Annotated in this window: 21 protein-coding genes; 17 read left to right on the top strand and 4 right to left on the bottom strand. The window is 69.5% G+C overall.

What is annotated here, in order from left to right; translation table 11 throughout:
- Positions 1 to 282: 282 nt before the first annotated feature.
- A complete protein-coding gene (locus tag B0I29_RS03055) occupies positions 283 to 636 on the bottom strand; it encodes a nucleotide pyrophosphohydrolase (protein WP_220091265.1) in 354 nt (117 codons plus the stop codon).
- A gap of 24 nt (positions 637 to 660) precedes the next feature.
- Here B0I29_RS03055 and B0I29_RS03050 point away from each other — a divergent pair, with 24 nt between their 5' ends.
- The 12 genes from B0I29_RS03050 to B0I29_RS02995 all read left to right on the top strand — a co-directional run bounded on the left by B0I29_RS03050 (position 661) and on the right by B0I29_RS02995 (position 11778).
- Complete coding sequence (locus B0I29_RS03050; protein WP_111647364.1) at positions 661 to 1455, top strand: isocitrate lyase/PEP mutase family protein; 795 nt, start codon at positions 661 to 663, stop codon at positions 1453 to 1455.
- Between the two features lie 96 nt (positions 1456 to 1551).
- Positions 1552 to 1848 carry a hypothetical protein gene (locus tag B0I29_RS03045; RefSeq protein WP_111647230.1) on the top strand — a complete coding sequence of 99 codons (297 nt, stop codon included), beginning with the start codon at positions 1552 to 1554 and terminating at the stop codon, positions 1846 to 1848.
- A 174-nt stretch (positions 1849 to 2022) separates the two neighbouring features.
- A complete protein-coding gene (locus B0I29_RS03040) occupies positions 2023 to 3540 on the top strand; it encodes an ABC transporter substrate-binding protein (RefSeq protein ID WP_146616700.1) in 1518 nt (505 codons plus the stop codon).
- Positions 3541 to 3542: 2 nt separating this feature from the next.
- Positions 3543 to 4487 (top strand): ABC transporter permease, encoded by a 945-nt coding sequence (locus B0I29_RS03035; RefSeq protein ID WP_111647228.1) that lies wholly within the window; start codon positions 3543 to 3545, stop codon positions 4485 to 4487.
- The gene (locus tag B0I29_RS03030; protein ID WP_111647227.1) at positions 4484 to 5278 is read left to right on the top strand and encodes an ABC transporter permease; all 795 of its coding nucleotides are present in this window, start codon (positions 4484 to 4486) and stop codon (positions 5276 to 5278) included. Before B0I29_RS03035 ends, B0I29_RS03030 begins: the two co-directional genes overlap by 4 nt.
- The gene (locus tag B0I29_RS03025; protein ID WP_111647226.1) at positions 5275 to 6069 is read left to right on the top strand and encodes an ABC transporter ATP-binding protein; all 795 of its coding nucleotides are present in this window, start codon (positions 5275 to 5277) and stop codon (positions 6067 to 6069) included. Before B0I29_RS03030 ends, B0I29_RS03025 begins: the two co-directional genes overlap by 4 nt.
- A complete protein-coding gene (locus tag B0I29_RS03020; RefSeq protein WP_111647225.1) occupies positions 6066 to 6848 on the top strand; it encodes an ABC transporter ATP-binding protein in 783 nt (260 codons plus the stop codon). The genes B0I29_RS03025 and B0I29_RS03020 overlap by 4 nt, the downstream gene beginning before the upstream one ends.
- Positions 6845 to 7441, top strand: coding sequence for a TetR/AcrR family transcriptional regulator (locus B0I29_RS03015; RefSeq protein ID WP_111647224.1), 597 nt, complete (start codon positions 6845 to 6847; stop codon positions 7439 to 7441). The genes B0I29_RS03020 and B0I29_RS03015 overlap by 4 nt, the downstream gene beginning before the upstream one ends.
- A complete protein-coding gene (locus B0I29_RS03010) occupies positions 7438 to 8493 on the top strand; it encodes an agmatine deiminase family protein (protein WP_220091264.1) in 1056 nt (351 codons plus the stop codon). Before B0I29_RS03015 ends, B0I29_RS03010 begins: the two co-directional genes overlap by 4 nt.
- Positions 8490 to 9458 carry a nitrilase-related carbon-nitrogen hydrolase gene (locus B0I29_RS03005; protein ID WP_111647223.1) on the top strand — a complete coding sequence of 323 codons (969 nt, stop codon included), beginning with the start codon at positions 8490 to 8492 and terminating at the stop codon, positions 9456 to 9458. The genes B0I29_RS03010 and B0I29_RS03005 overlap by 4 nt, the downstream gene beginning before the upstream one ends.
- Positions 9455 to 10213 (top strand): dimethylargininase, encoded by a 759-nt coding sequence (gene ddaH / locus B0I29_RS03000; RefSeq protein WP_111647222.1) that lies wholly within the window; start codon positions 9455 to 9457, stop codon positions 10211 to 10213. Before B0I29_RS03005 ends, ddaH begins: the two co-directional genes overlap by 4 nt.
- On the top strand, positions 10210 to 11778 hold the full coding sequence (locus B0I29_RS02995; protein ID WP_111647221.1) for an amidohydrolase: 1569 nt from the start codon (positions 10210 to 10212) through the stop codon (positions 11776 to 11778). Before ddaH ends, B0I29_RS02995 begins: the two co-directional genes overlap by 4 nt.
- 1126 nt (positions 11779 to 12904) lie before the next feature.
- Here the strand turns inward: B0I29_RS02995 and B0I29_RS45580 are convergent.
- Positions 12905 to 13045: a hypothetical protein gene (locus tag B0I29_RS45580; RefSeq protein WP_181557660.1), complete on the bottom strand. Its 141-nt coding sequence runs from the start codon at positions 13043 to 13045 to the stop codon at positions 12905 to 12907.
- Between the two features lie 233 nt (positions 13046 to 13278).
- Between B0I29_RS45580 and B0I29_RS02990 the strand changes: the two genes are divergently transcribed.
- The 3 genes from B0I29_RS02990 (at position 13279) to B0I29_RS02980 (ending at position 17591) form a co-directional block, all read left to right on the top strand.
- Positions 13279 to 14580, top strand: a complete 1302-nt coding sequence (locus B0I29_RS02990; protein ID WP_111647220.1) for a hypothetical protein — start codon at positions 13279 to 13281, stop codon at positions 14578 to 14580.
- 35 nt (positions 14581 to 14615) lie between these two features.
- Positions 14616 to 16511 carry a hybrid sensor histidine kinase/response regulator gene (locus B0I29_RS02985; protein WP_245972161.1) on the top strand — a complete coding sequence of 632 codons (1896 nt, stop codon included), beginning with the start codon at positions 14616 to 14618 and terminating at the stop codon, positions 16509 to 16511.
- A gap of 84 nt (positions 16512 to 16595) precedes the next feature.
- Complete coding sequence (locus B0I29_RS02980) at positions 16596 to 17591, top strand: pectinesterase family protein (RefSeq protein WP_111647219.1); 996 nt, start codon at positions 16596 to 16598, stop codon at positions 17589 to 17591.
- 39 nt (positions 17592 to 17630) lie between these two features.
- Here the strand turns inward: B0I29_RS02980 and B0I29_RS02975 are convergent, their stop codons facing one another.
- On the bottom strand, positions 17631 to 18293 hold the full coding sequence (locus B0I29_RS02975) for a PaaI family thioesterase (protein ID WP_111647218.1): 663 nt from the start codon (positions 18291 to 18293) through the stop codon (positions 17631 to 17633).
- A 156-nt stretch (positions 18294 to 18449) separates the two neighbouring features.
- On the opposite strand from B0I29_RS02975, the gene kstD reads away from it, so the two are divergent.
- On the top strand, positions 18450 to 20081 hold the full coding sequence (gene kstD, locus B0I29_RS02970) for a 3-oxosteroid 1-dehydrogenase (protein ID WP_111647217.1): 1632 nt from the start codon (positions 18450 to 18452) through the stop codon (positions 20079 to 20081).
- 18 nt (positions 20082 to 20099) lie between these two features.
- Positions 20100 to 20528 (top strand): type II toxin-antitoxin system Rv0910 family toxin, encoded by a 429-nt coding sequence (locus B0I29_RS02965; RefSeq protein WP_111647216.1) that lies wholly within the window; start codon positions 20100 to 20102, stop codon positions 20526 to 20528.
- On the opposite strand, the gene kstR is transcribed toward B0I29_RS02965, so the two are convergent.
- Positions 20517 to 21113 (bottom strand): cholesterol catabolism transcriptional regulator KstR, encoded by a 597-nt coding sequence (kstR, locus tag B0I29_RS02960; protein WP_111647215.1) that lies wholly within the window; start codon positions 21111 to 21113, stop codon positions 20517 to 20519. The two genes, B0I29_RS02965 and kstR, sit on opposite strands and share 12 nt — an antisense overlap.
- Between the last annotated feature and the right edge of the window lie 14 nt (positions 21114 to 21127).

Below are 21127 nucleotides of genomic sequence, written 5' to 3'. Positions count from 1 at the left end.
CGGGTCCGATGACGTATCTGAGCTACGGCTCGCCCGCGGCAAGCTCGCCGCCGAGCAGCGACACCGACCCGGCCCTGAGCCGGCCGGCGCTCAGGGTCGTCCGCAGGCCGAAAACACGACCGTGAGCGCCAGCCGAACGACCAATGGCTGGCGCAGCCATGGCGGCTGTCGCGTACGGCTGGCGGCTGTCACCTACGGCGACCGTGGCGTACAGCTGGACTGGGAAGGACGCTGGGTGACGGCTCAGCCATGTCGACCCGGCGGGGCGCTGGGGCGGGGCGGCTAGGGCTGGGGGATTTTGGTGGCTGAGGCCTTCGCGGCCTCCACTGTGTAACGCCGTCCCGACTCGGCCAGCTTGGACTCGGCCGCCTGCAGCGGGTCCACGCCCAGTACATCCGCCAGCCGGACCAGATAGATCATCACGTCGCCCAGCTCGGCCCGGACCCGGGGGCCCAGCACCGGGTCGCTCATCACGGCCGCCGACTGCTCGGGTGTCAGCCACTGGAACTCGGCCAGCAGCTCGCCCACCTCGCCGGCCAGCGCCATCGCCAGGTTCTTCGGGGTGTGGAACTGCTCCCAGTCCCGCTCGACAGCGAACACACGGACCTGTTCAGTGAGCGAGCGCAAGGATGACACGGCGCAGAGCCTAACGTGAACGCCATGACGAACGTCCGCGAACGCTTCCGTGCGCTGCATCAGGCCGGCACCTTCATTCTTCCGAACCCGTGGGACACCGGCTCCGGCCTGCTGCTCGAAAGCTACGGCTTCCCGGCTCTCGCCACCACCTCGTCCGGGCTGGCCGCCTCGCTCGGCAAGCTCGACCAGGAGGTGACCCGCGACGAGCTGGTCGCGCACGTCGCGGCACTGACGGCGGCGGTGCGCATCCCGGTGAACGTGGACGCCGAGCGCTGCTTCGCCGACACCGCGGACGGCATCGCCGAGACTGTCGACCTGCTCGCCGAGGCGGGTGCCGCAGGCATCTCGATCGAGGACTACGACCCGGCCACGGATCGGATCGAGTCCCTGGAGGTCAGCGCCGAGCGGGTGGCGGCGGCCGCGAGCGCGGCGGCCCGGCACGGCATCGTGCTCACCGCCCGTGCCGAGAACTTTCTGTACGGAAACACCGACCTCGACGAAACGATCGACCGCCTCCGGGCGTACCGCGACGCCGGCGCCGACGTGGTCTACGCCCCGGGCCTGCGCGAGCGCGACGACATCGGCCGGGTCGTGGAGTCGGTGAACGCGCCGGTCAACGTCCTGGCCGTGGCCGGCGGCCTGAGCGTCCCGCAGCTGACCGAGCTCGGCGTGCGCCGGGTCTCGATCGGCGGCGGACTGGCCTGGGCGGCATATGGGGCGTTGCGGGACGCCGCCCGCGAACTGCTCGACTCGGGCACCACGACCTTCAAGGCACGCGGGATCGCAGAGGAGGATCTGGAGAAAGCGTTCCGTCGCTGACAAGAACTTGACATCGGGCAGCGCGACGCGGATTCTTGCCGCTCCGGCGTGGTGACCTGCGGTTTCGCGCCGGATGGACCACGGCGGAGGACTCTCATGGAACTGCACCCGGACGATCGCGACGAGCTGTTGAACGGCAGTTCGCCGGTGGAGATGTGGCGGCGGAGCGAGCACGCGACCGAGGTCTCGGCCGAGCTGATGCGGCTGCACGGCGGGACGGTGCCGATGAGTGAGCTTCTCTGGCTGGGCGCCGAGTCGTTCCTGCCCCGGCAGTGGCAGGCGGGCCGCGTGACGGATCCGAAGGCGGCCGCCGCCGAGGTCTACGAGCGGTGGCGCCGGCTGGAGCAGCGACGCCTCAAAAAGCGCCAGGAAACCCCCGATCAAGACCAATAAAAAGACCAATAAAGTACGCCAAAACGACCCGCGCCACCGTCCACGGTGGCGCGGGTCGCTGCGTTTCACGGCCGTTAAACCCCCATGACGTTGCGCTACTGGATCTTCCCGGCGACGCGAACCCGCTCCTAGTTTGATCGCAAGTTTGAACGCGACTCAAATTTTGAGGTGCCGATGAAGCGTCCTGCCATCACCGCTGCTCTAACCCTCGCTCTGCTCGCCTCGGTCACCGCCTGCGGTGGTGCCGGCGCCGGTGAAGCGAGCGGCGACTCCACCACCCCGAAGGCGGGCGGCACCCTCAACGTGGTCCGCTCGAACCCGTTCGAAGGCTTCGAACTCGACAAGGAGACGCTGAACTCCTCGTACCAGATCTCGCAGGCCGTGATCGAGCCGCTGATCCGGACCACCGAGGACGGCACCGGACTTGAGCCGGGCCTCGCCGAGTCCTGGGAGTACAGCAAGGGCGACACCGTGCTGACGGTGAAGCTGGACGCCGACGCGAAGTTCAGCGACGGCAAGCCGGTGACCGCCGACGACGTGGCGTTCTCGGTGAAGACCTGGCAGGCGGGCGCGAACTACGGCGCCACCTACGCCAGCATCGCGAGCACCAAGGTCGTCGACGACAAGACCATCGAGATGACGCTGGCCGCGCCGGACACCGCGCTGGCCGCGTTCCTCTCCTGGGCCACCGCGGGCGTCGTGCCGGAGGACTTCGGCGGGCGTACCGCCGCGGAGTACTGGCAGAAGCCGATCGGCGCCGGCGCGTTCACCGTGTCGGAGTGGAGTGCCAACGGCCAGGTGGTGCTGACCAAGAACCCGGACTACTACCGCGACGGCGGCCCGTACCTCGACAAGGTCGTCAGCACGTACGCGAGTGACCCCAACTCGATCACCCTGCAGATGCGGTCCGGTCAGCTCGACATGGCCGACGAGATCATGCCGGTGACCGCCGCGACGCTGCCGAAGGACCAGGTCAAGGCGCAGCCGCAGCACCTCACGCCGGTGCTGCTGATGAACACGAAGGACCCGGCCCTCGCCGACGTGGCAACCCGGCAGGCCATCGCGTACGCGATCGACTACGCCGCGATCAGCCAGAGCGCGCTCAAGGGGTACGGCGTGGCACCGACCGGCGCCCTGCCCACGAACAGCCTGAACTGGGCCGCGCCGAGCCAGCCGTACTTCACGCTGGACGCCGCGAAGTCCACGGAGCTGCTCAAGGGCCAGGCGAAGACGCTGTCCCTCGTCTACCCGAACGACCCCAGCTCCACCCTGATGGCCCAGATCATCCAGCAGAACCTGGCCGCCGTCGGCATCACCGTCACCCTGCAGTCCGCCGACAGCGCCACCGCCTTCGCCGCCGAGAGCAGCGGTGAATACCAGCTCGGCATCTTCAGCTACAACGCGATCTCCCCGGACGTCGCCGACCCGGCCTGGTACGTGGCCGGCACCTCCACGATGTTCACCGGCCTGCCCGCCGACGACGCCATCACGGCGCTGACCGATTACGCCGCCACCACCGACACGGCGAAGAAGAAGGCCGCCGTCACGAAACTTCAGGACATCTGGTTCGAGCAGGCCCCGTTCGTGGCTCTCGCGCACACCTCGGCGCTGGAAGGCCAGCGCGACGTCGTGCACGACGCCCACGTCACCCCGTGGGGCACCTACTACCTCGACACCGTCTGGAAGAACTGACGATGGGCCGGTACGCCTTCGTCGCCCGCCGCGCGATCAGCCTCATCCCGCTGCTGCTGGGCATCCTCTTCCTGGTCATGCTCCTGCTCAGCCTCGCGCCCGGCGACCCCGCACGGATGGTCGCCGGCCCGCGGGCCCCGGAGGCCGAGGTCGCCCGGATCGCCCACGAGCTCGGCCTGGACCAGCCGATCTGGGAGAGGTACGCCCACTACGTGGTGCAGATCCTCCAGGGCGATTTCGGTACCTCGTTCAAAACCGGTCAGCCCGTCGCCGACCAGATCGTCGCCCAGCTGCCCGTCACGCTGACCGTGGCGATCGCCGGTGTGCTGCTCGCCCTGCTGGTCACGGTTCCGCTGGCGGTCCTGGCGGCGAAGCGCCCGGACGGCCCGGCGGACCACGTGATCCGGGTCCTCGGCACGCTCGGTATCGGTCTGCCGACGTTCTGGGTCGCGATCATGGCGATCCGGCTGATCGCCCTGCCGACCGGCTGGTTCCCGGTTGCCGGCGTCGGCGACGGCCCCGGCCAGTACGCCCTCGCGATGGTCCTGCCATCAGTGGTCGTCGCGATCAGCATCACCGCCCCGATGATCCGCAGCCTGCGGGCCACGATGATCGACCTGCACGAGGCCGAGTTCGTGGTGGCCGCCCGCACCCTCGGATTCAGCGGCCTGGCTCTGCTCCGGCAGTTCCAGCTCCGCAACGCGGTCCCGCCGCTCATCACGGTGACGGCCGCGCAGGCCGGTTACGCCCTCTTCGGCACTGTCGTCGTCGAGGTCGCCTTCGGACTGCCCGGGATGGGCCAGGGCCTGGTCGTCGCGGCCAGCACCAGGGACTTCCCGCTGGTGCAGGGATACGCCATCGTCTTCGCGGTCCTGGTGGTGGCGCTCTACCTGATCGCCGACGTGATCAACGCGGCCGTCGACCCGAGAGTGAGGATCAGCGCATGAAGGGCCCGAAGCTCTGGATCGGTGCGGGCGTGGTGGGTCTCTACGTGCTGGCCGCGATCCTCGCTCCCTGGATCGCACCGCACGATCCGCTCGCTCAGGACGTGGTCGCGGCCCTGCAGGGCCCGTCCGCGGCGCACCTGCTCGGCACCGACGAACTCGGCCGTGACCAGCTCAGCCGCATCCTGATGGCGGCCCGGATCGATCTGCCGGTCGCCGCGCTCGCCACCCTGCTGCCGTGTCTGCTGGGCACCGCGCTCGGCGTGATCTGCGGTTACTTCGGTGGCTGGTTCGACGCGATCGTGATGCGGATCAGTGACCTGCTCCAGGCGTTCCCGATGTACATCCTGATGATCGTCCTGGTGTTCAGTCTCGGTCCCGGTGTCCGATCCCTGCTGATCAGCTTCACCGCTGTGGGCTGGGTGGTCTACGCCCGTCTGGTCCGTGCCGAGGTGCTGCGAATCCGGCAGACCGAATATGTCACCGCCGCGATCACGGCCGGCTTCGGCGCACCCCGGGTGATCGTCCGGCACGTCCTGCCGAACACGTTGCGCCAGACGCTCATCTATCTCACCTCGGACCTGGTCTTCGCGGTGACCGCCCTCGCGGCGTTCTCGTTCCTCGGATTCGGCATCCAGCAGCCCACCCCGGAGTGGGGCAGCATGATCGCCGCCGCCCAGCCGTACATCACCACGCAGGCACTTCTCACGGTCGTCCCCGGCCTGGTGATCACCGTGCTCGCCCTCGGATTCGCCCTGCTCGGCGACGCCCTTCAGGAGAGGAAGCGAGCATGAGCGCCCTCAAGATCAAAGGCCTTTCCCTGGTACGCGCGGACGGCGTGACCCTGGTCGACAACGTTGATCTGGCCCTCGCGCCCGGTGAGACCCTCGGCATCGTCGGGGAGTCCGGCAGCGGCAAGAGCCTGACCCTGCGCGCGATCCTCGGCATCCTCCCGGCCGGCATCACAGCGACCGGGGAGATCGCCTGCACGGCGCGGACCGCGATGGTCTTCCAGGAGCCGGCGACCGCGCTGAACCCGACGATGCGCGCCGGTGACCTGGTCGCCCGGGTCTGGCGGCGGCACCACCCGGGCCGATCAAAAGCGGACGCCCTGACCGCCGCCACCGAGCTCTTCGAGCAGGTCGGCATCGACCGCGCCGCCGACCGGCTGCGCGCTTGGCCGCACGAGCTCTCCGGCGGCATGCGGCAACGCGTGATGATCGCCGCCGCGCTGGCCGCGGAACCGGAGGTGCTGCTCTGTGACGAGCCCACCACGGCCCTCGACGTCCGGGTCCAGGCACAGATCCTCGATCTGCTGCGGGACCTGGTCGCCCGCCGGTCGATGGCGATGATCTTCGTGAGTCACGACCTGGCCGTGGTCGCCTCGGTCAGCGAGCGGCTGCTGGTGATGCGCCGCGGCGAGGTGGTCGAGACCGGCGTGCTCACCGAGGTCCTCGCGGCCCCGGCCCACGAGTACACCGCCGAGCTCCTGGCCGCCAACCTGGGCCGCCGCCTCAAGAGCGAAAGCCGCGAGAGCCGCGAAAGCCGCGAGAGCAGCGAAAGCCTGGGGAGTGTGACTCGATGAGCGCGCTGCTGGAGATCGAGAATGTCACGGTCAGTTTCGGTCGTCGCAAGCACGCGATCACCGCCGTTGACAACGTCACCCTGCACGTCGAAAAGGGCTCGGCGACCGGGATCGTCGGAGAATCCGGGTCGGGCAAGTCGACGCTCATGCGTACCGTATTGGGGTTGAACCGGCCGCAAGCCGGCAGCGTGCGTTTCCGCGGCGCCGAGCTCGGCGCCCGGCGCGACCTGGCCACCCGGCGTGCCATGCAGATGGTCTTCCAGGATCCGGGCACCACGCTCAATCCGGCCCGCACCGTCGGCTCGACCCTCGCCGAGATGCTGCGTGTGCACAGGGTCGTGCCGGCCGAGCGGGTCGACGCCCGGGTCGGCGAGCTGCTCGACCTGGTGCATCTGCCGGCGGAGATCCGCGAGGCCCGGCCGCACCGCCTCTCCGGCGGGCAGAAGCAGCGGGTCGCGATCGCCCGTGCTCTCGCGCTCGAACCCGAGCTGCTGATCGCCGACGAGGCCACCAGCGCGCTCGACGTGATCGTGCAGGCCGGCGTGCTGGACCTGCTCGCCGAACTGCGCGCCAGCACCGGCGTCACCCTGATCTGTATCAGTCACGATCTTGATCTGGTTCGCTATCTGTGCGACACCGCCGTGGTGATGCGCCACGGCCGGATCGTCGAGCAGGGGCCGGTCGCCGAGCTGTTCGCGGCACCGTCCGACCCGTACACCGCCGAACTGATCGCCGCGGCGCCCACACTGCCCGGCAGCACGGAGGAATCAGTCCGATGAGCACCAAACGGCAGGGCAAGAAAGCGGAGATCGCCCGCGCGGCGATCCGCCCGCTGAGCGTCCAGGGCGTGCACAACGTCCGGCTCTCCGACATCGGCGCGAGTCTCGGGATGACCGGGGCTCACCTGCTCTACTACTTCGAGTCCAAGAACGACCTGTTCACGGCGTCGATGCGGATCGTCGAGCAGGATCTGCGGACGCGTATCTACGAGGCTTTCGCGACCATGGAGTCCGGCCGGGAACGCTGGGAGTGGCTGCTCGACACCGGCGCGCCCACCGGCCTGGACGACAGCGGTCTGCTGCTCTGGCTCGGCGCCTGGAACGAGGCGGTGCACTCCGAGGACTTCCACAAGCTGATCACCGAACTGGAGAGCGACTGGCAGGGCCTGCTTCGCGAGACACTTCGGTACGCGATCGGCCGCGGCGAGCTTCCCGCCGACCTCGACGTCGACCCGATCGTCGAGGGCGTTTCGGCGCTGCTCGACGGCCTGACCATCCGGGTCGTCATCGGGTACCGCCCGATCGACCACGACGCCGCCATGGCGATCGTCCGCCGCTTCGTCAACCCGCAGCTGCCCTGGAGAAACGCATGAGCCCGGGGCTTGACCAGAACGAGAACTGGCGGATGCCGGCCGAGACCGAGCCGCACGAGCGTGCCTGGATGGCCTGGCCGTCGGCGGCGTACACGCTCGGCGACACCCCGTCCGAGGCGGACGAGGCGTGGACGGCGTGGGCCGAGGTCGCCAACGCGGTGGCCGCGCACGAACCGCTGTCGATGCTGGTCACCGCCGAAGGACGGGCCGAGGCGCAGCGGCGTCTCGCCGGCGACATCGAGCTGCACGAGTGCGAGCTGGACGACGCCTGGTACCGCGACTCCGGCCCGACATTCGTGGTGGGAAACCACGGGCTCGGCGCGGTGAACTGGGTCTTCAACGGCTGGGGACAGCAGGAGTGGGCGCGCTGGGAGTTCGACGCGTACGCCAGTGAGGTCGCCACCACCGCCAGCGGCGCGGCCCGGATCGCCTCGGCGCTGGTGAACGAGGGCGGCGGGCTGCACACCGACGGCGAGGGGACGTTCCTGGTCACCGAGACCGTGCAGCTCGACCCGGAGCGGAACCCGGGCTGGACCAAGGCCGGCGTGGAGGCCGAGCTGGCCCGTAGGGTCGGCGCCCGCAAGGTGATCTGGCTGCCCCGGGGGCTGACCCGGGACAGCGCGACCTACGGGACCCGCGGGCACGTCGACATCGTCGCGACATTCACCGCGCCGGGTGAGGTGCTGATCCACGACCAGCGCAGCGAGGAGCACCCGGATCACGCGGTGATGGCCGAGATCCGTTCGGTGCTGGCCTCATCAGTGGACGCCGCCGGCCGTCCGCTGCGGCTCACCGAACTGCCCGCCCCGAAGACGCTCACCGACGAGCACGGTTTCGTCGACTACAGCTACGTGAACCACTTCGCCGTGAACGGGGCCGTCATCGCGTGCTCGTTCGACGACCCGAACGACGACGAGGCCCTCGACGTCCTGGCCGGCGCATACCCGGGCCGCACGATCGTGCCGGTCGGCGCGCGGGTGCTGTTCGCCCGGGGCGGCGGCGTCCACTGCATCACCCAGCAACAGCCCGCACTTCCCGGAGGGAACGCATGAAGACCATCGTCGCCTCGCGATTGCCGTCGCTGGCCCGGGTCAGCTCCGAGGACCGGCCGCTGACCGTCGCGCTCGTGCAGACCCGCTGGCACGCCGACCCGGCCGAACACCTCGCCGTCCTGGACGACGGCATCGCCTCAGCCGCGGCCGAGGGGGCGAAGGTAGTGTTCCTGCCCGAGCTGACCCTGATGCGGTACCCCGCCGACACGTTGCCCGTCGGCACACCGTCCGACCTGGCGGAGGACCTGGAGAGTGGGCCGACCTACACGTTCGCCGCCCGGGCCGCCGCTGAGCACGGGCTGTTCGTGCACGCGTCCCTGTACGAGAAGGCGGACGACGGCGACGGCCTCGGCTTCAACACGAGCATCCTGGTGGCGCCGGACGGGACGATCATCGGCCGGACCCGCAAACTGCACATCCCCGTCACGGCGGGGTATTACGAGGACACGTATTTCCGGCCCGGCACGGGCGGTCACGCGTACCCGGTCTGGGAATTGGATCTTGAAGGCGCGCCGCGCCTGGGCATGCCGACCTGCTGGGACGAATGGTTCCCGGAAGTGGCTCGCGCCTATTCGCTCGGCGGAGCCGAGCTGCTCGCCTACCCGACCGCGATCGGCTCCGAGCCGGACCACCCGGATTTCGACACCGAGCCGCTGTGGCGGCAGGTGATCGTTGCGAACGGCATCGCCAACGGTCTGTTCATGGTCGTCCCGAACCGGTGGGGCAACGAAGGTCTGGTCACGTTCTACGGCTCGTCGTTCATCAGCGACCCCTACGGCCGGGTTGTCGTGCGGGCGCCCCGCGACGCCGACGCCGTGCTGGTCGCGACGCTGGATCTCGCGCAGCGCACCGACTGGCTGACGTTGTTCCCGTTCCTGGCCACGCGCCGGCCCGACACCTACAGCGCACTGACCGCTTCTGCTTCTGCTTCTGCCTCTGCCTCTGCCTCTGAGGAGCTTTCATGAGTTACGCCCTGGTCCGGCCGCCTGCCGCGACGCTCGCCGACGGTGTCGTCACGTTCATCGAACGCCGGCCGCTCGACCTCGAACTCGCCCGCCGGCAGTGGGCCGGATACGTCGCCGCGCTGGAATCGAACGGCTGGCCCACCGTCAGCGTCGAGCTCGACGACACGCTGCCCGACTCGGTCTTCATCGAGGACGCCGTAGTGATGTTCGGTGACCTGGCCGTCGTCACCAACCCCGCCGAGCCGGCTCGCAATCCGGAGACGGTCGCGACCGAGAAGAAGATCCGCGAGCTCGGCTTCGAGACGGCCACCATCACCGAGGGCACCCTCGACGGCGGTGACGTGCTCAAGGTCGGCACCACCGCGTACGTCGGCCTCACCGGCACCACCAACGAGGCCGCGGTCGGCCAGCTGCGCGGCCTGCTCGAACCCCGCGGCTGGACCGTCGTCGCAGTCCCGGTCACCAAGGCACTGCATCTCAAGAGCGCGATCACCGCGCTCCCGGACGGCACGATCATTGGGTACGGACCAGTGGTTGACGATCCGACGATCTTTCCGTCCTATCTGGAGGTCCCGGAGGAGCCCGGTGCTCATGTGGTGGTGCTGGACTCGTCGACAGTGCTGATGAGCTCGGCCGCGCCTGAGTCGGCTGCCATCTTCGAGGCCCGGGGTCTGCGGGTCGTGGCCGTCGACATCAGCGAGTTCGAGAAGCTCGAAGGCTGCGTCACCTGCCTTTCGGTGCGGGTGCGCGGATGAGCGGGGTGCTGTTCGTCGCCCGGCGTATTCGTACCCTCGCTGAAGGGGACGTCACCGGCGTGCTGGTGCGAGACGGGGTTGTGGTCGCCGCAGGCGACGCGGCTGACCTGCGGGGATCCGCCTCCCGGGTGATCGACTACGGCGATGCGGTGATCACTCCCGGACTCGTCGACGGGCACAGCCACCCGGTGTCCGGGCTGTCGCTGACCGCCGGGGTGGACCTGACCGACGTGCTGGAGTTGTCGCAGGTCCGCGCGCGGCTGGAGGAGGCGCGGGCGGCGCTGGCGCCGGGGGAGTGGCTGCGGGCGTGGGCGCTCAACCCGGTCGTCTTCGGTACCGAAGAGCCGTCAGCCGCAGCTCTCGGGCCGGTGCTCGACGGGATTCCGGCTTACATCGTCCTTTATGACGCTCACTCGGCGATCGCGTCGCCTTCCGCGCTGCAGCTGGCCGGCGTTGTGGGCGCTCGCTCGTTCGCCTCCAGTTCACGCGTCGCCGTCGACGCCGACGGGGTGCCGACCGGCTACCTGCTCGAATCCGATGCCTCCGACCTGGTCGAACGGGTCATTCCCACGCCGTCCGCGGCCGCTCAGGCGGCTTCGCTGCGAACGCTGCTGCGCGGGATGGCAGCGGTCGGATACACCGGGCTGCACGCCATGGACTTCCACGACCCGGCGCGCGAACTCGTCACCATGCTCGAAGAACAGGGTGAACTGCCGCTGCGGATGGGCTTCAACCCGATGCTCATGCCCGAGGACTCCTATCCGGATGTCGTCGCCAAGCTGGGACAGGGCGGCCGGCGCTGGCGGGTCGAAGGCATCAAGCTGGTCGTCGATGGAACCGTCGACGGCGGCACCGCCTGGCTGGAGTACGCCGACACCCGCGGCGAAGGCCTCTCCTCGCTGTGGCGCGACTTCGACAGATTCCGCGGTGTCGTGTCCGACCTGCACGCGGCGGGCGTCAACTGTTCCGTGCACGCGATCGGCGACCGTGCCGTCCGCGAAGTGCTGAACATCTTCGCGTCGCTTCCACCCGGCACCGCCCGGCACCGCATCGAACACGTCGAGACCATCCCCGACGACCTGGTCAAACTCTTCGCCGACGGCGCCGCGGCGGCAAGCATGCAGCCGCTGCACTGCACGTGCTTCAACAACGCGGACCGCTCGGATTCATGGTCCGTACGGCTCGGCGATGTCCGGGTGGACCACGGCTTCCGCTGGAACGACATCCGCGCCGCCGGTGGCGTGGTGGCGTTGGGCTCGGACTGGCCGATCGCGCCCTACGACCCCCGCTGGATCATGGCCGATGCCCGTTTGCGGCGCCGTTTCGACCGGCCGTCGGCCGTACCGATGCAGCCGGAGCAGGCGTTGACCGCGCTGCAGGTACTGGAGGGTTTCACGACACAGGCCGCGCTCGCCTCAGGCGAGCAGGGGCACCGGGGCCGCATCGCACCGGGCTTCGACGCCGATTTCACGGTGTTCAGTGGAGACCCGGTCGACTGCGCCCCGGAGGACCTACCTCACCTGCCGGTGGTAGGCACCGTGGTAGCCGGCACCCAGGTGGAGTGAACCCCGCCAAAACGGGCCGTCCACCGACAAGGTGAGTGCACGTGGACAGGGGCACACGGTGCGCCGGGGTGAAGGCGCACGGGAGCACACGGTGCGCCGGGGCACAGGGCGCACGGGAGCACACGGTGCGCCGGGGTACACGGTGCACGGGAGCACACAGTGCGCCCCCATCCGCCCCACAGAACACAGCCCCAACTCGACACCCAGCACCGGCGTCCGCCCTGCGTGTCGAGTTGGGGCACCCACCAGGCCGATCCCATTCCTGCGTGTCGAGTTGGGGCGCATTCCGCACCGAAAGTCGACACGCTGCGCCGGTCTCGCCCCCCGCGTGTCGAGTTGGGGCGCGCTCCGCACCCGAAATCGACACGCAGCGGCGGGCGCCCGTGGAGGGTGACGTGTTCGGGCTCGGTGTTGATCACCAACGAGGGGCAATCGTCATGCTAACCGTGTCGCGGAGTTCGCAAATCGGGCGAAAGGTAGCCCCGGGAGCGCATGCCCGACGCGACGGCAACGCAGCGTGACCGCCGGGCGGGTCATGGCCACGGCTATCGCGTATTCGTGGAGTTCTACGGGGGTTATAGCGACCGCGATCATCCAAGATCCGCGAGGCACCCCCACCGAGCCGGCACTGTCTGTGACAACGAAGCGCTGAAGGCTGCGGCGTGCTCACCCAGCCCGGCCTGGCTGCGCCGCATCAATCACAAAACGGGCACTGAACAGCCACGGAGCACAGCCAAGCGCAACCGGCGCTACGGCCCGATGTCGCACTCGGCCGTTTGGGGCCCCAAGCCTGACCCGGAGCCGAGCGCATCCGGCGCTACGGCCCGGGGTCGCACCCGGCCGCCTGGCATGCCGAGCCTGACCCGGAACCCAGCGTAAGCCGCGCTACGGCCAGGTCCTGCGCGAAGGCCCGTCGATCTTGAGGAGTTTGACGCGATCGGGCCGCACAAACTCGACAAGATCGAGCTGAGCAACGCGCCTGGCGAGTTCAGCGCGGGTCACATCACATGGCAAACAGCGCTCTAGATGTAAGGGCGCAAGCGGAACGGCAAGCTCTTGCCAACGCGCAGCGTCCCGACCGACCCACTGCCTCGGCGCAGCAGGCGGCCGCCGAAGCGGAGCCACTTCAGCGGCCGCCGAAGCGGAGCCACTTCACCGAACCGTCCGGACCGCGGACGAAAATGACGCGCTGGGTGGTGGGGGTGCCGTCCGGCAGATGCACGACCGCGTAATCCTTGCGGTAGAAGCCCAGCCGCATCGCCTCCACGCCGTCCCACCGGATAGCCAGGAACCCTGACGAAGCCGGGGCCTCCAGGACCAGGTGTCGACCGGTGCTGGGCCGGCCAGGCTGGTGACGCCGAAACCGCGCACGTACTCGCGGCCGCGGTACCAGAGGCCGAGGGCGACACCGGGTACGGAATACGCTGAATATCCGGTTTTTCGATAAACTGCGATTCCAGCGACTCACATTCACCCGGGCATTTGCCGAATAGAAAGGGTGTGATTCCGGAACAGATCGGCGACTGGGTGTTGCACGAACTGCCCCGCCTGAACCGAGCGATCCTGCAGCACGACGCCCCACCCGAGCTGCTGCACACCGAGGTCGGCGAGCACGTGCTGGACCACCTGCCGGAGGTCGCCCAGCTGACCCCGTTGCAGGCCCAGCAGCTCGTGGTGAACCTGGGTTTCATCGGCGCCTCGGTGGCCCGGCACTATCAGGAGCACGCGCCGGGCGGGCCGACCCACCCCGACGACGCGTTCGCCGAGCTGGTGGCGGGGCCGGAACGGATACCGTTCCGTGCGTACTTCGAGGCACTGGCGGCGCACACCGGCACCGGGCACTACGAGCGGGACAGCTTCGCCTCGCTGGTGCGGTGGAACGTCGGAACGGTCCAGGTACGCCTCGGCGAGGAGGTGCTGGCCGTCCTGCCCGGCGTTTTCGACGACGGCCGGATCCGCAGCTACACCGGCAGCCCCGGCGAGGAACGGTTCTTCCTGCTGGTCAAGCAGGGTGAAGTGGTGGAGATGGCGGTCAACAACCTGCTCTGCCCGTTCACCCGTGAGGAAGCCGGCCTGACCTGCGAGGACGCCCGCCTTTCGGTACGCCTCGCGACCGTTCTGCTCGACGCGCTGCGCCGCCTCATGGTCGACTTCGCGGCACTGCCGCCGGATCAGACCATGCCGGCCGAGCACTTCATGGACGTGTTCCGCCAGTTCGCCGCGCACTGGACCCTCGGCGACATCTCGCCGAGCGGCGCCCTCGACCCGGAGGCGCTGAAACGGGACTTCCTGCTCGGCCTCGCCGTGGACGACTACGACCAGCAGGCCCGCCGGCTCTTCCCGGCCCTGCTCACCGCCGAGCGCGAGGACCTCAGCCGGCTGATGGACATGCCGACGCTGCCGGCCCGGCTGCTCGACGCGGTGGGCACGGACGAGCAAGGCCTGCGCGAGCTCGACGACGCCGACCTGCGCCGCCTGGTGGCGCACCACCCGGCCCTGATCGACTGGTACCGGCTGCTCTCGATGCACGCCCGCGCGGCCGGCGCGCACCTGATGCTGAGCAAGAAGTTCCTGTTCAAGCCGCAGCGGTTACGCGACGAGGCCGGTCTCGGCGACAAGGAGCTGGTATCCAACCGGGCCGGGACGACCGGCATGACGGAGACGTTCTTGGAACGGCTCACCCGGGCCCGCCAGAACCACACGCTCGCCGCACTGCGGCCGGTGATTACCAGCGAAAACGCGGATGCCGGCCATCCGAAGGAGGTACGTTCCGGTCGCGTGGTGGTGGAGCTGGCCGGTTGAGCGGGGGCGAGGTGAAGCCAGGTACGACGTCACCGTTGGCGGAGATCGGTCGTGACCAGCTGATGGCGCTGATCGACCACACGTCCGCGGTGATCTACATGCGCGACGCCGACGGCCGATACCTGCTGGTCAACCGCGAGTACGAGCGCCTGTTCGGCCTGCGCCGCGAGGACATCGTGGGGCTCACCGACCACGACCTGTTCCCGCGCGACATCGCTGACGCGTTCCGGCAGAACGACCTGGAAGCGCTGGCCGGTGGCGTGCCGGTGCAGATGGAGGAGGAGGCGCCGGGCGAGGACGGCTCGCGCGCGTACATCACGGTGAAGTTCCCGCTGATCGATGCGGACGGGCACGCGTACGCGGTGGCCGGCATCTCCACCGATATCACCAAGCGCAGCCGGGCCGAGGCGGCGCTGCGGGACAGCGAGGAACGGTTCCGCCTGCTGGCCGAGCACGCCCAGGACATCATCTTCCGGTACCGGCTGGAACCCGAGCCGGGCATGGAGTACCTGAGCCGGGCCGTCGAGTCGATCACCGGCCGTCGCGCCGAGGAGTACTACGCCAACCCCCGGCTGATCCTGGACAGCGTGCTGCCCGACGACCTGGCGCTCTTCGAGCAGTCCTGGCGGGCGTTGCGGACCGGCACCATCACGTTCCGGTTGCGCCGCCCGGACTCGGAGATCGTCTACATCGAGCAGCGGGCCGGCCGGGTCACCGACGAGAACGGCCGGGTGGTCGCGGTCGAGGGCATCCTGCGCGACGTCAGCGAACGGATCGCCGCCGAGCAGGAGCGCAACGAGCTGGAGCAGCAGCTACGGCAGTCGGAACGGCTCGACTCGCTGGGTCAGCTGGCCGGCGGTATCGCGCACGACTTCAACAACATCCTCGCGGTGATCTCCGGGTACGCCGACATGCTCGCCGACGAGCTGGGCGAGGAGCATCCCGGGCACGCCGACGCGGCCGGGATCAAGCAGGCCGCGAACCGGGGCAGCGCGCTCACCCGGCAGCTGCTCATCTTCAGCCGATCCGAGCCGTCCCGCCCCGAGGTGCTCGATCTGAACGTGGTCGCCGCGGATACCCAGCGCCTGCTGGCCCGGACCCTCGGCGAGGACATCGAGTTCGTCACCGATCTGGCGTCCGGGCTGCCTCCGGTCGTGATGGACCGCAGCAAGCTGGAGCAGGTGATGATGAACGCGGTGCTGAACTCGCGCGCCGCGATGCCGGACGGCGGCCGGCTCACCGTCGCCACCAGCCTGGAGCAGACCGCCGGCGGCGAGCGCCAGGTGTGCCTCTCGATCACCGACACCGGCTGCGGGATGCCGCCGGAGGTTCTCGCGCGGGCGTTCGAGCCGTTCTTCACCACCCGGGGCCGGGGCAGCGGCACCGGGCTGGGGCTGGCCACGGCGTACGGGGTGGTGACCGACGCGGGCGGCACCATCAGCCTGGAGTCGGAGCAGGACCGGGGCACCACGCTGCGGGTTCGCCTGCCGGCGGGCGCGGAGGCGGCACCCGGGGTGAGCCCGGCCGCACCGGCGGCGCCGGCCCGTTCCGGCCACGGCCGCAAGGTCTTCGTGGTGGAGGACGAGGAGGCGGTCCGGGCCATCGTCTGCCGCCTGCTCGGCAAGGCCGGGTACGAGGTCGCGTCCGCCCCGCATCCGCAGGAGGCGCTGCGGATGTACCGCGAGGAGGGGCTCACGTTCGACATGCTGCTCAGCGACGTGATCATGCCGGGGATGTCGGGCACCCAGCTCGCCGCCGAGCTGCGCCAGGACCGGCCGGACCTGCCGGTGCTGTTCATGTCGGGTTACACGAGCGGCCCGGCGCCGGGCGGGCAGGCCATCCCGGAGAACGCCCCACTGATCCACAAGCCGTTCGACTCGCAGACACTGCTCAACGAGGTGCACAGCCTGCTGGCCCAACGCATCCATTGACATGAATTTTGTTGCAGTCGTACCGTGCGCGGGCCGGGAAGAAGGGAAAGCCCTTTCCCGCAGCTCAAGCGTCGGAGGTTGACCATGCGCAGACGTTCGTTCCTCGCCCTTCCCGCAGCCGCCGCAGTACTGCCCGCACCCCGGCGGACGAGACTGACGGTGGCCCTCGACGGCACCGGCGATCACACCAGCCTGCAGGCCGCGATCGACGCCGTCCCGGCCGGTGAGCCCGCCGTCATCGGCATTCGCCCCGGCACCTACCTCGGCCAGGTGATCATCCCAGCGGCCAAACCGCTGATCGAGCTGCGCGGGCTCGGCCGCTCACCGTCCGACGTGGTGATCGCCGACAACCGGGCCAACGGCACCCTGAAACCGGACGGCACACCGTGGGGCACCTCGGGCAGCGCCTCGGTCACCGTGGACGGCGCCGGGCTGCGCGTCACCGGCCTCACCTTCGCGAACCTCTTCGACGAGGCCGCCCACCCGGAGATCACCAACCGGCAGGCGGTCGCCGTGCTGACCCGCGCCGACAAGCTGGTGTTCGACCGGGTCCGGTTCCTCGGCAATCAGGACACCCTCTACGTCAACGGGGGACGGAACTACTTCCGGGACTGTTATGTCGAGGGCGACGTCGACTTCATCTTCGGCCGGGCCACCGCCGCCTTCGAGCGCTGCCACATCCATTCGCTGAACAGGGGCAGCACCCCGAACGGGTATGTGACCGCGCCCAGCACCCTGCGGACCAACCCGTACGGCCTGCTCTTCCACCGGTCCCGGTTCACCTCGGACGCACCCGACGGCACCGTCTTCCTGGGCCGGCCGTGGCATCCCAGCCAGGACCCGGAGGCGATCGGGCAGACGATCATCCGGGAGTCGTGGATCGGCGCGCACATCCCGGCGGCGCCGTGGACCGACTTCGGGGTGTGGCCGTGGGAGGAGGCCCGGTTCGCCGAGTACCGCAACGCAGGCCCGGGCGCGACGATCACCGCCGACCGGCCGCAGCTCACCGATGAGGAAGCGCGTACCTACACGGTGGACGCCGCCCTGCGCGGCGCCGACGGCTGGAACCCGTGCGGCTGAGCCAAGAAAAGCTGAGCCAGGAAAAGCTGAGCCGAGAAATCAGCTCGCGCGCGGCCGCATCACAGGGCCGAACAGCCGCTGCGCCTGCTCCGCGCGCAGCGCCACGAACAGCCCGGTAGCCGTCACCAGCACCTCGTCCGGCCGCTCGGCCGTCGCGATCGCTCCGACCGCTGTCACCCGCCGGCCCTCGACCTGCGAGACCTCGGCGGTCAGGCGCAAGGCCGTCATCAAAGGCACAGGCTTTCGGTACGCCGTATCGAGCTGAACCGTCATCCCCGGTTTACCCGACGACGTGACCGCGTGCCCGAGCATCTGGTCGAGCAGCATCGCGCTGACGCCTCCGTGCGCGTACATCGGCGGGCCCTCGTAGGCCAGGCCGAGCGTGCAGGTGCCGACCGCGACGCCGTTGCTGCTCTCGACGTGCACCGGCGGGGCGAGGGCACTGCCGCGGCCGATCACCGGGTTGTACATCCGCACGCCGCCGAGCAGGTCGTCGGCAGCGGCCACCTCGGTGCGCTCCCGGATCCGTTCGCCCAGTGGGCCGGCGGCCTGCCGGATCCGCTCGGCGGCCCGGCGCAGCTCCTCGGTGGGCGCCTCGGTGGCGGTGGCGTGCTCGATCAAGAGCCGCAGCGCGTCACCCAGATCGCTGATCGCCTCGCGCCGCTCCAGCAGCCGGTCGACGGATTGAAGCCTATCGGTCACGTTGTCTCCCCGGCGCCAGCAGCGGCACAACCGAACAGAATCAGGTTCTACCAACCATCCGGCCCGGAACACGTGTGCACCTAGTGAATCATCTCACACTGCTATAACCTGTTCTAGTTGTTGCAGCCCCATCAAGAGCCGGTAAAGGGTGGCGCCATGGAAGAGTTCGACGTCATCGTGGTGGGCGCCGGCGCGGCAGGCATGACGGCCGCCCTCACGACCGCCCGCAGTGGACTCAGCACCCTCGTCCTGGAGAAGGCCGCGGTCTTCGGCGGCTCCACGGCCCGGTCCGGCGCGGGCATCTGGGTGCCGAACAACGACGTCCTTCTCGCCGCCGGTGTGCCGGACACGTTCGCGAAAGCCGACACCTACATGGCGGCCGTGGTCGGCCCCGAGGTGCCGGTGGCCAAGCGTCAGGCGTTCCTCACCGCCGGCCCGCAGGCGATCGCCTTCATCCAGCGCTGGTCGCCACTGCGTTTCCGCTGGATGGAGGGTTACTCCGACTATTACCCGGAGCTGCCCGGCGGGATGCCGAACGGCCGCTCGATCGAGCCGGCGGCGCTGGACGCGAACATCCTGGGCGCGGAATACGCGAACTTGAACCCGTCCTATCTGCCCACGCCGCCCGGCACCGTCGTCTACGACGTCGACTACCGATGGCTGGCCCTGATCGCCCGCCATCCGCGGGGTGTCGCGGTCGCCACCGAGATCGTCTGGCGTTACCTGCAGCTCGCCGCGCAGGGCCAGAAACCGATCACCATGGGCCAGGCCCTCGCCGGTGGCCTGCGGGCCGGCCTGCTCGCCGCCGACGTGCCGGTCCGGCTGAACACCCCGCTGGCCGATCTCCACGTGGAGAACGGCCGGGTGGCCGGCGTGATCGCCCTGGTCGGCGGCAAGGAGACACTCATCCGGGCACGCAGAGGCGTGATGATCGGCAGTGGCGGCTTCGAGCACAACGAGCGGATGCGCAAGCAGTTCCAGGAGGAGCCGATCGGCACGGCCTGGACGGTCGGCGCCGCGGCGAACACCGGCGACGGGATCGAGGCGGGCGAGCGCGCCGGCGCCGGCCTCGCCCTGATGGACGACGCCTGGTGGGGCCCGATGATCCCGCTGCCCGAGGGGCCGTACTTCTGCCTCTCCGAGCGCACGCTGCCGGGCAACATCTTCGTGAACGGGTCCGGCAAGCGGTTCGTCAACGAGGCCGCGCCGTACAGCGACGTCGTCCACACGATGTACGCCGGTGACCACTTCCCGGCCTGGATGATCACCGACCAGGAGTACCGGAACCGCTACCTCTTCAAGGAGACCGCGCCGCTCCTGCCGTACCCGCAGGCTTGGTACGACAGCGGCGCCCTGGTCAAGGACTGGACGATCACCGGGCTGGCCGCCAAGATCGGCGTGCCGGCGGCCGCGCTGCGCGCCACCCTCGACCGGTTCAACACGCAGGCCCGGGCCGGCCGCGACCCCGACTTCCACCGGGGCGACAGCGCCTATGACGCGTACTTCGCCGATCCGACGAACCGGCCCAGCCCGTGCCTCGCGCCGGTCGGCCTGCCGCCCTTCTACGCCTTCAAGATCGTGCCAGGCGACCTCGGTACGAAAGGCGGCCTGACCACCGACGTCCGGTCCCGCGTCCTGCGCCCGGACGGCTCAGTGATCCCCGGGCTGTACGCCGCGGGGAACGCGTCGGCGGCCGTGATGGGTCACAGCTACGCCGGCGCCGGTTCCACCCTCGGTCCGGCGATGACCTTCGGGTTCCTGGCCGGAAAAGACCTGGCAGCAAGCTAGACAAACAGGAGGAACGTCATGCCCAAGGTCAGTGTGTCGACAGTGACGAAGGCAAGCCCGGAGCAGATCTGGGCCGTGCTGGTGGACCCGAGCCGCACCCCCGAGTGGAACGCCATGCACCAGGGCTTCACCGGCGACGTGCCGGCCACCCTGACCGAGGGCACGCAGTACAAGCAGAAGGTGAAGCTCATGGGCATGCCCGCGGACATGGCATGGAAAGTGGTCACCGCGGACGGGAAGACCCTCGAACAGGCCGGCGACGGCCCGATGGGTGTGAAGGCGAAGAACCGCTTCCAGCTGGAACCGGCCGAGGGCGGCACCCAGGTCACGTACGACATGGAGTTCCTCGGCCCGGCGCTCAACGGCCCGATGGCCGCCATGCTGGAGAAGCAGGCCGGGCCCGCCGCGAAGCAGGCCCTGGACAAGCTGACAGCACTAGTGGAGTAGTAAACGAGTGGCCAACTCGAGGTGATTGATGACGTCGTTCGCCGACGCCCGCCGGGTCACCCAGGCCACCAGGTTGGACAGCCACACGTCACCGATCACCCGGGCCTTGGCGCGGTCGTCCGCCGTCGGCTCGCCGTCGTGCATGGCCCGGGTGAACATGTCCTCCATGAGCCGCGCCACCGCGTTGACCTCGGCGCTCGCGGACGGGTCGGCGAACATGAAGGCCCGGGTCATCGCCTCGGCGAGCATCGGGTCGCGCTGCAGGGCGCCGGTCACCCGGGTGAGGACGTACAGCGTGCGGTCATAAGGCGTGTCGCCCGGGATCGGCTTGCGGTTCAGCTTGTCCTGGATCGCCTCAAGCTCCAGCGCGAGCGCGGAGACCAGCAGGTGGATCTTCGAGGGGAAGTAACGATAAAGCGTGCCGAGAGCAACCTCGGCCTTCTCCGCCACCGTGCGCATCTGCACGGCGTCGTAACCGCCCTTGGACGCCAGCGCGAGCGTGGCCTCCAGGATCCGGCGCCGCCGATCACGCTGCGCGGCCGAACCCTGCTCGACATCAGTGGTACTCGTTCTCGCTGTCGCCATCGTGCCCCTTCCGC

The organism is Actinoplanes lutulentus (genome assembly GCF_003259845.1).
Taxonomy (GTDB): Bacteria; Actinomycetota; Actinomycetes; order Mycobacteriales; family Micromonosporaceae; genus Actinoplanes; species Actinoplanes lutulentus.
This window is presented reverse-complemented; position numbering and strand designations above follow the sequence as displayed.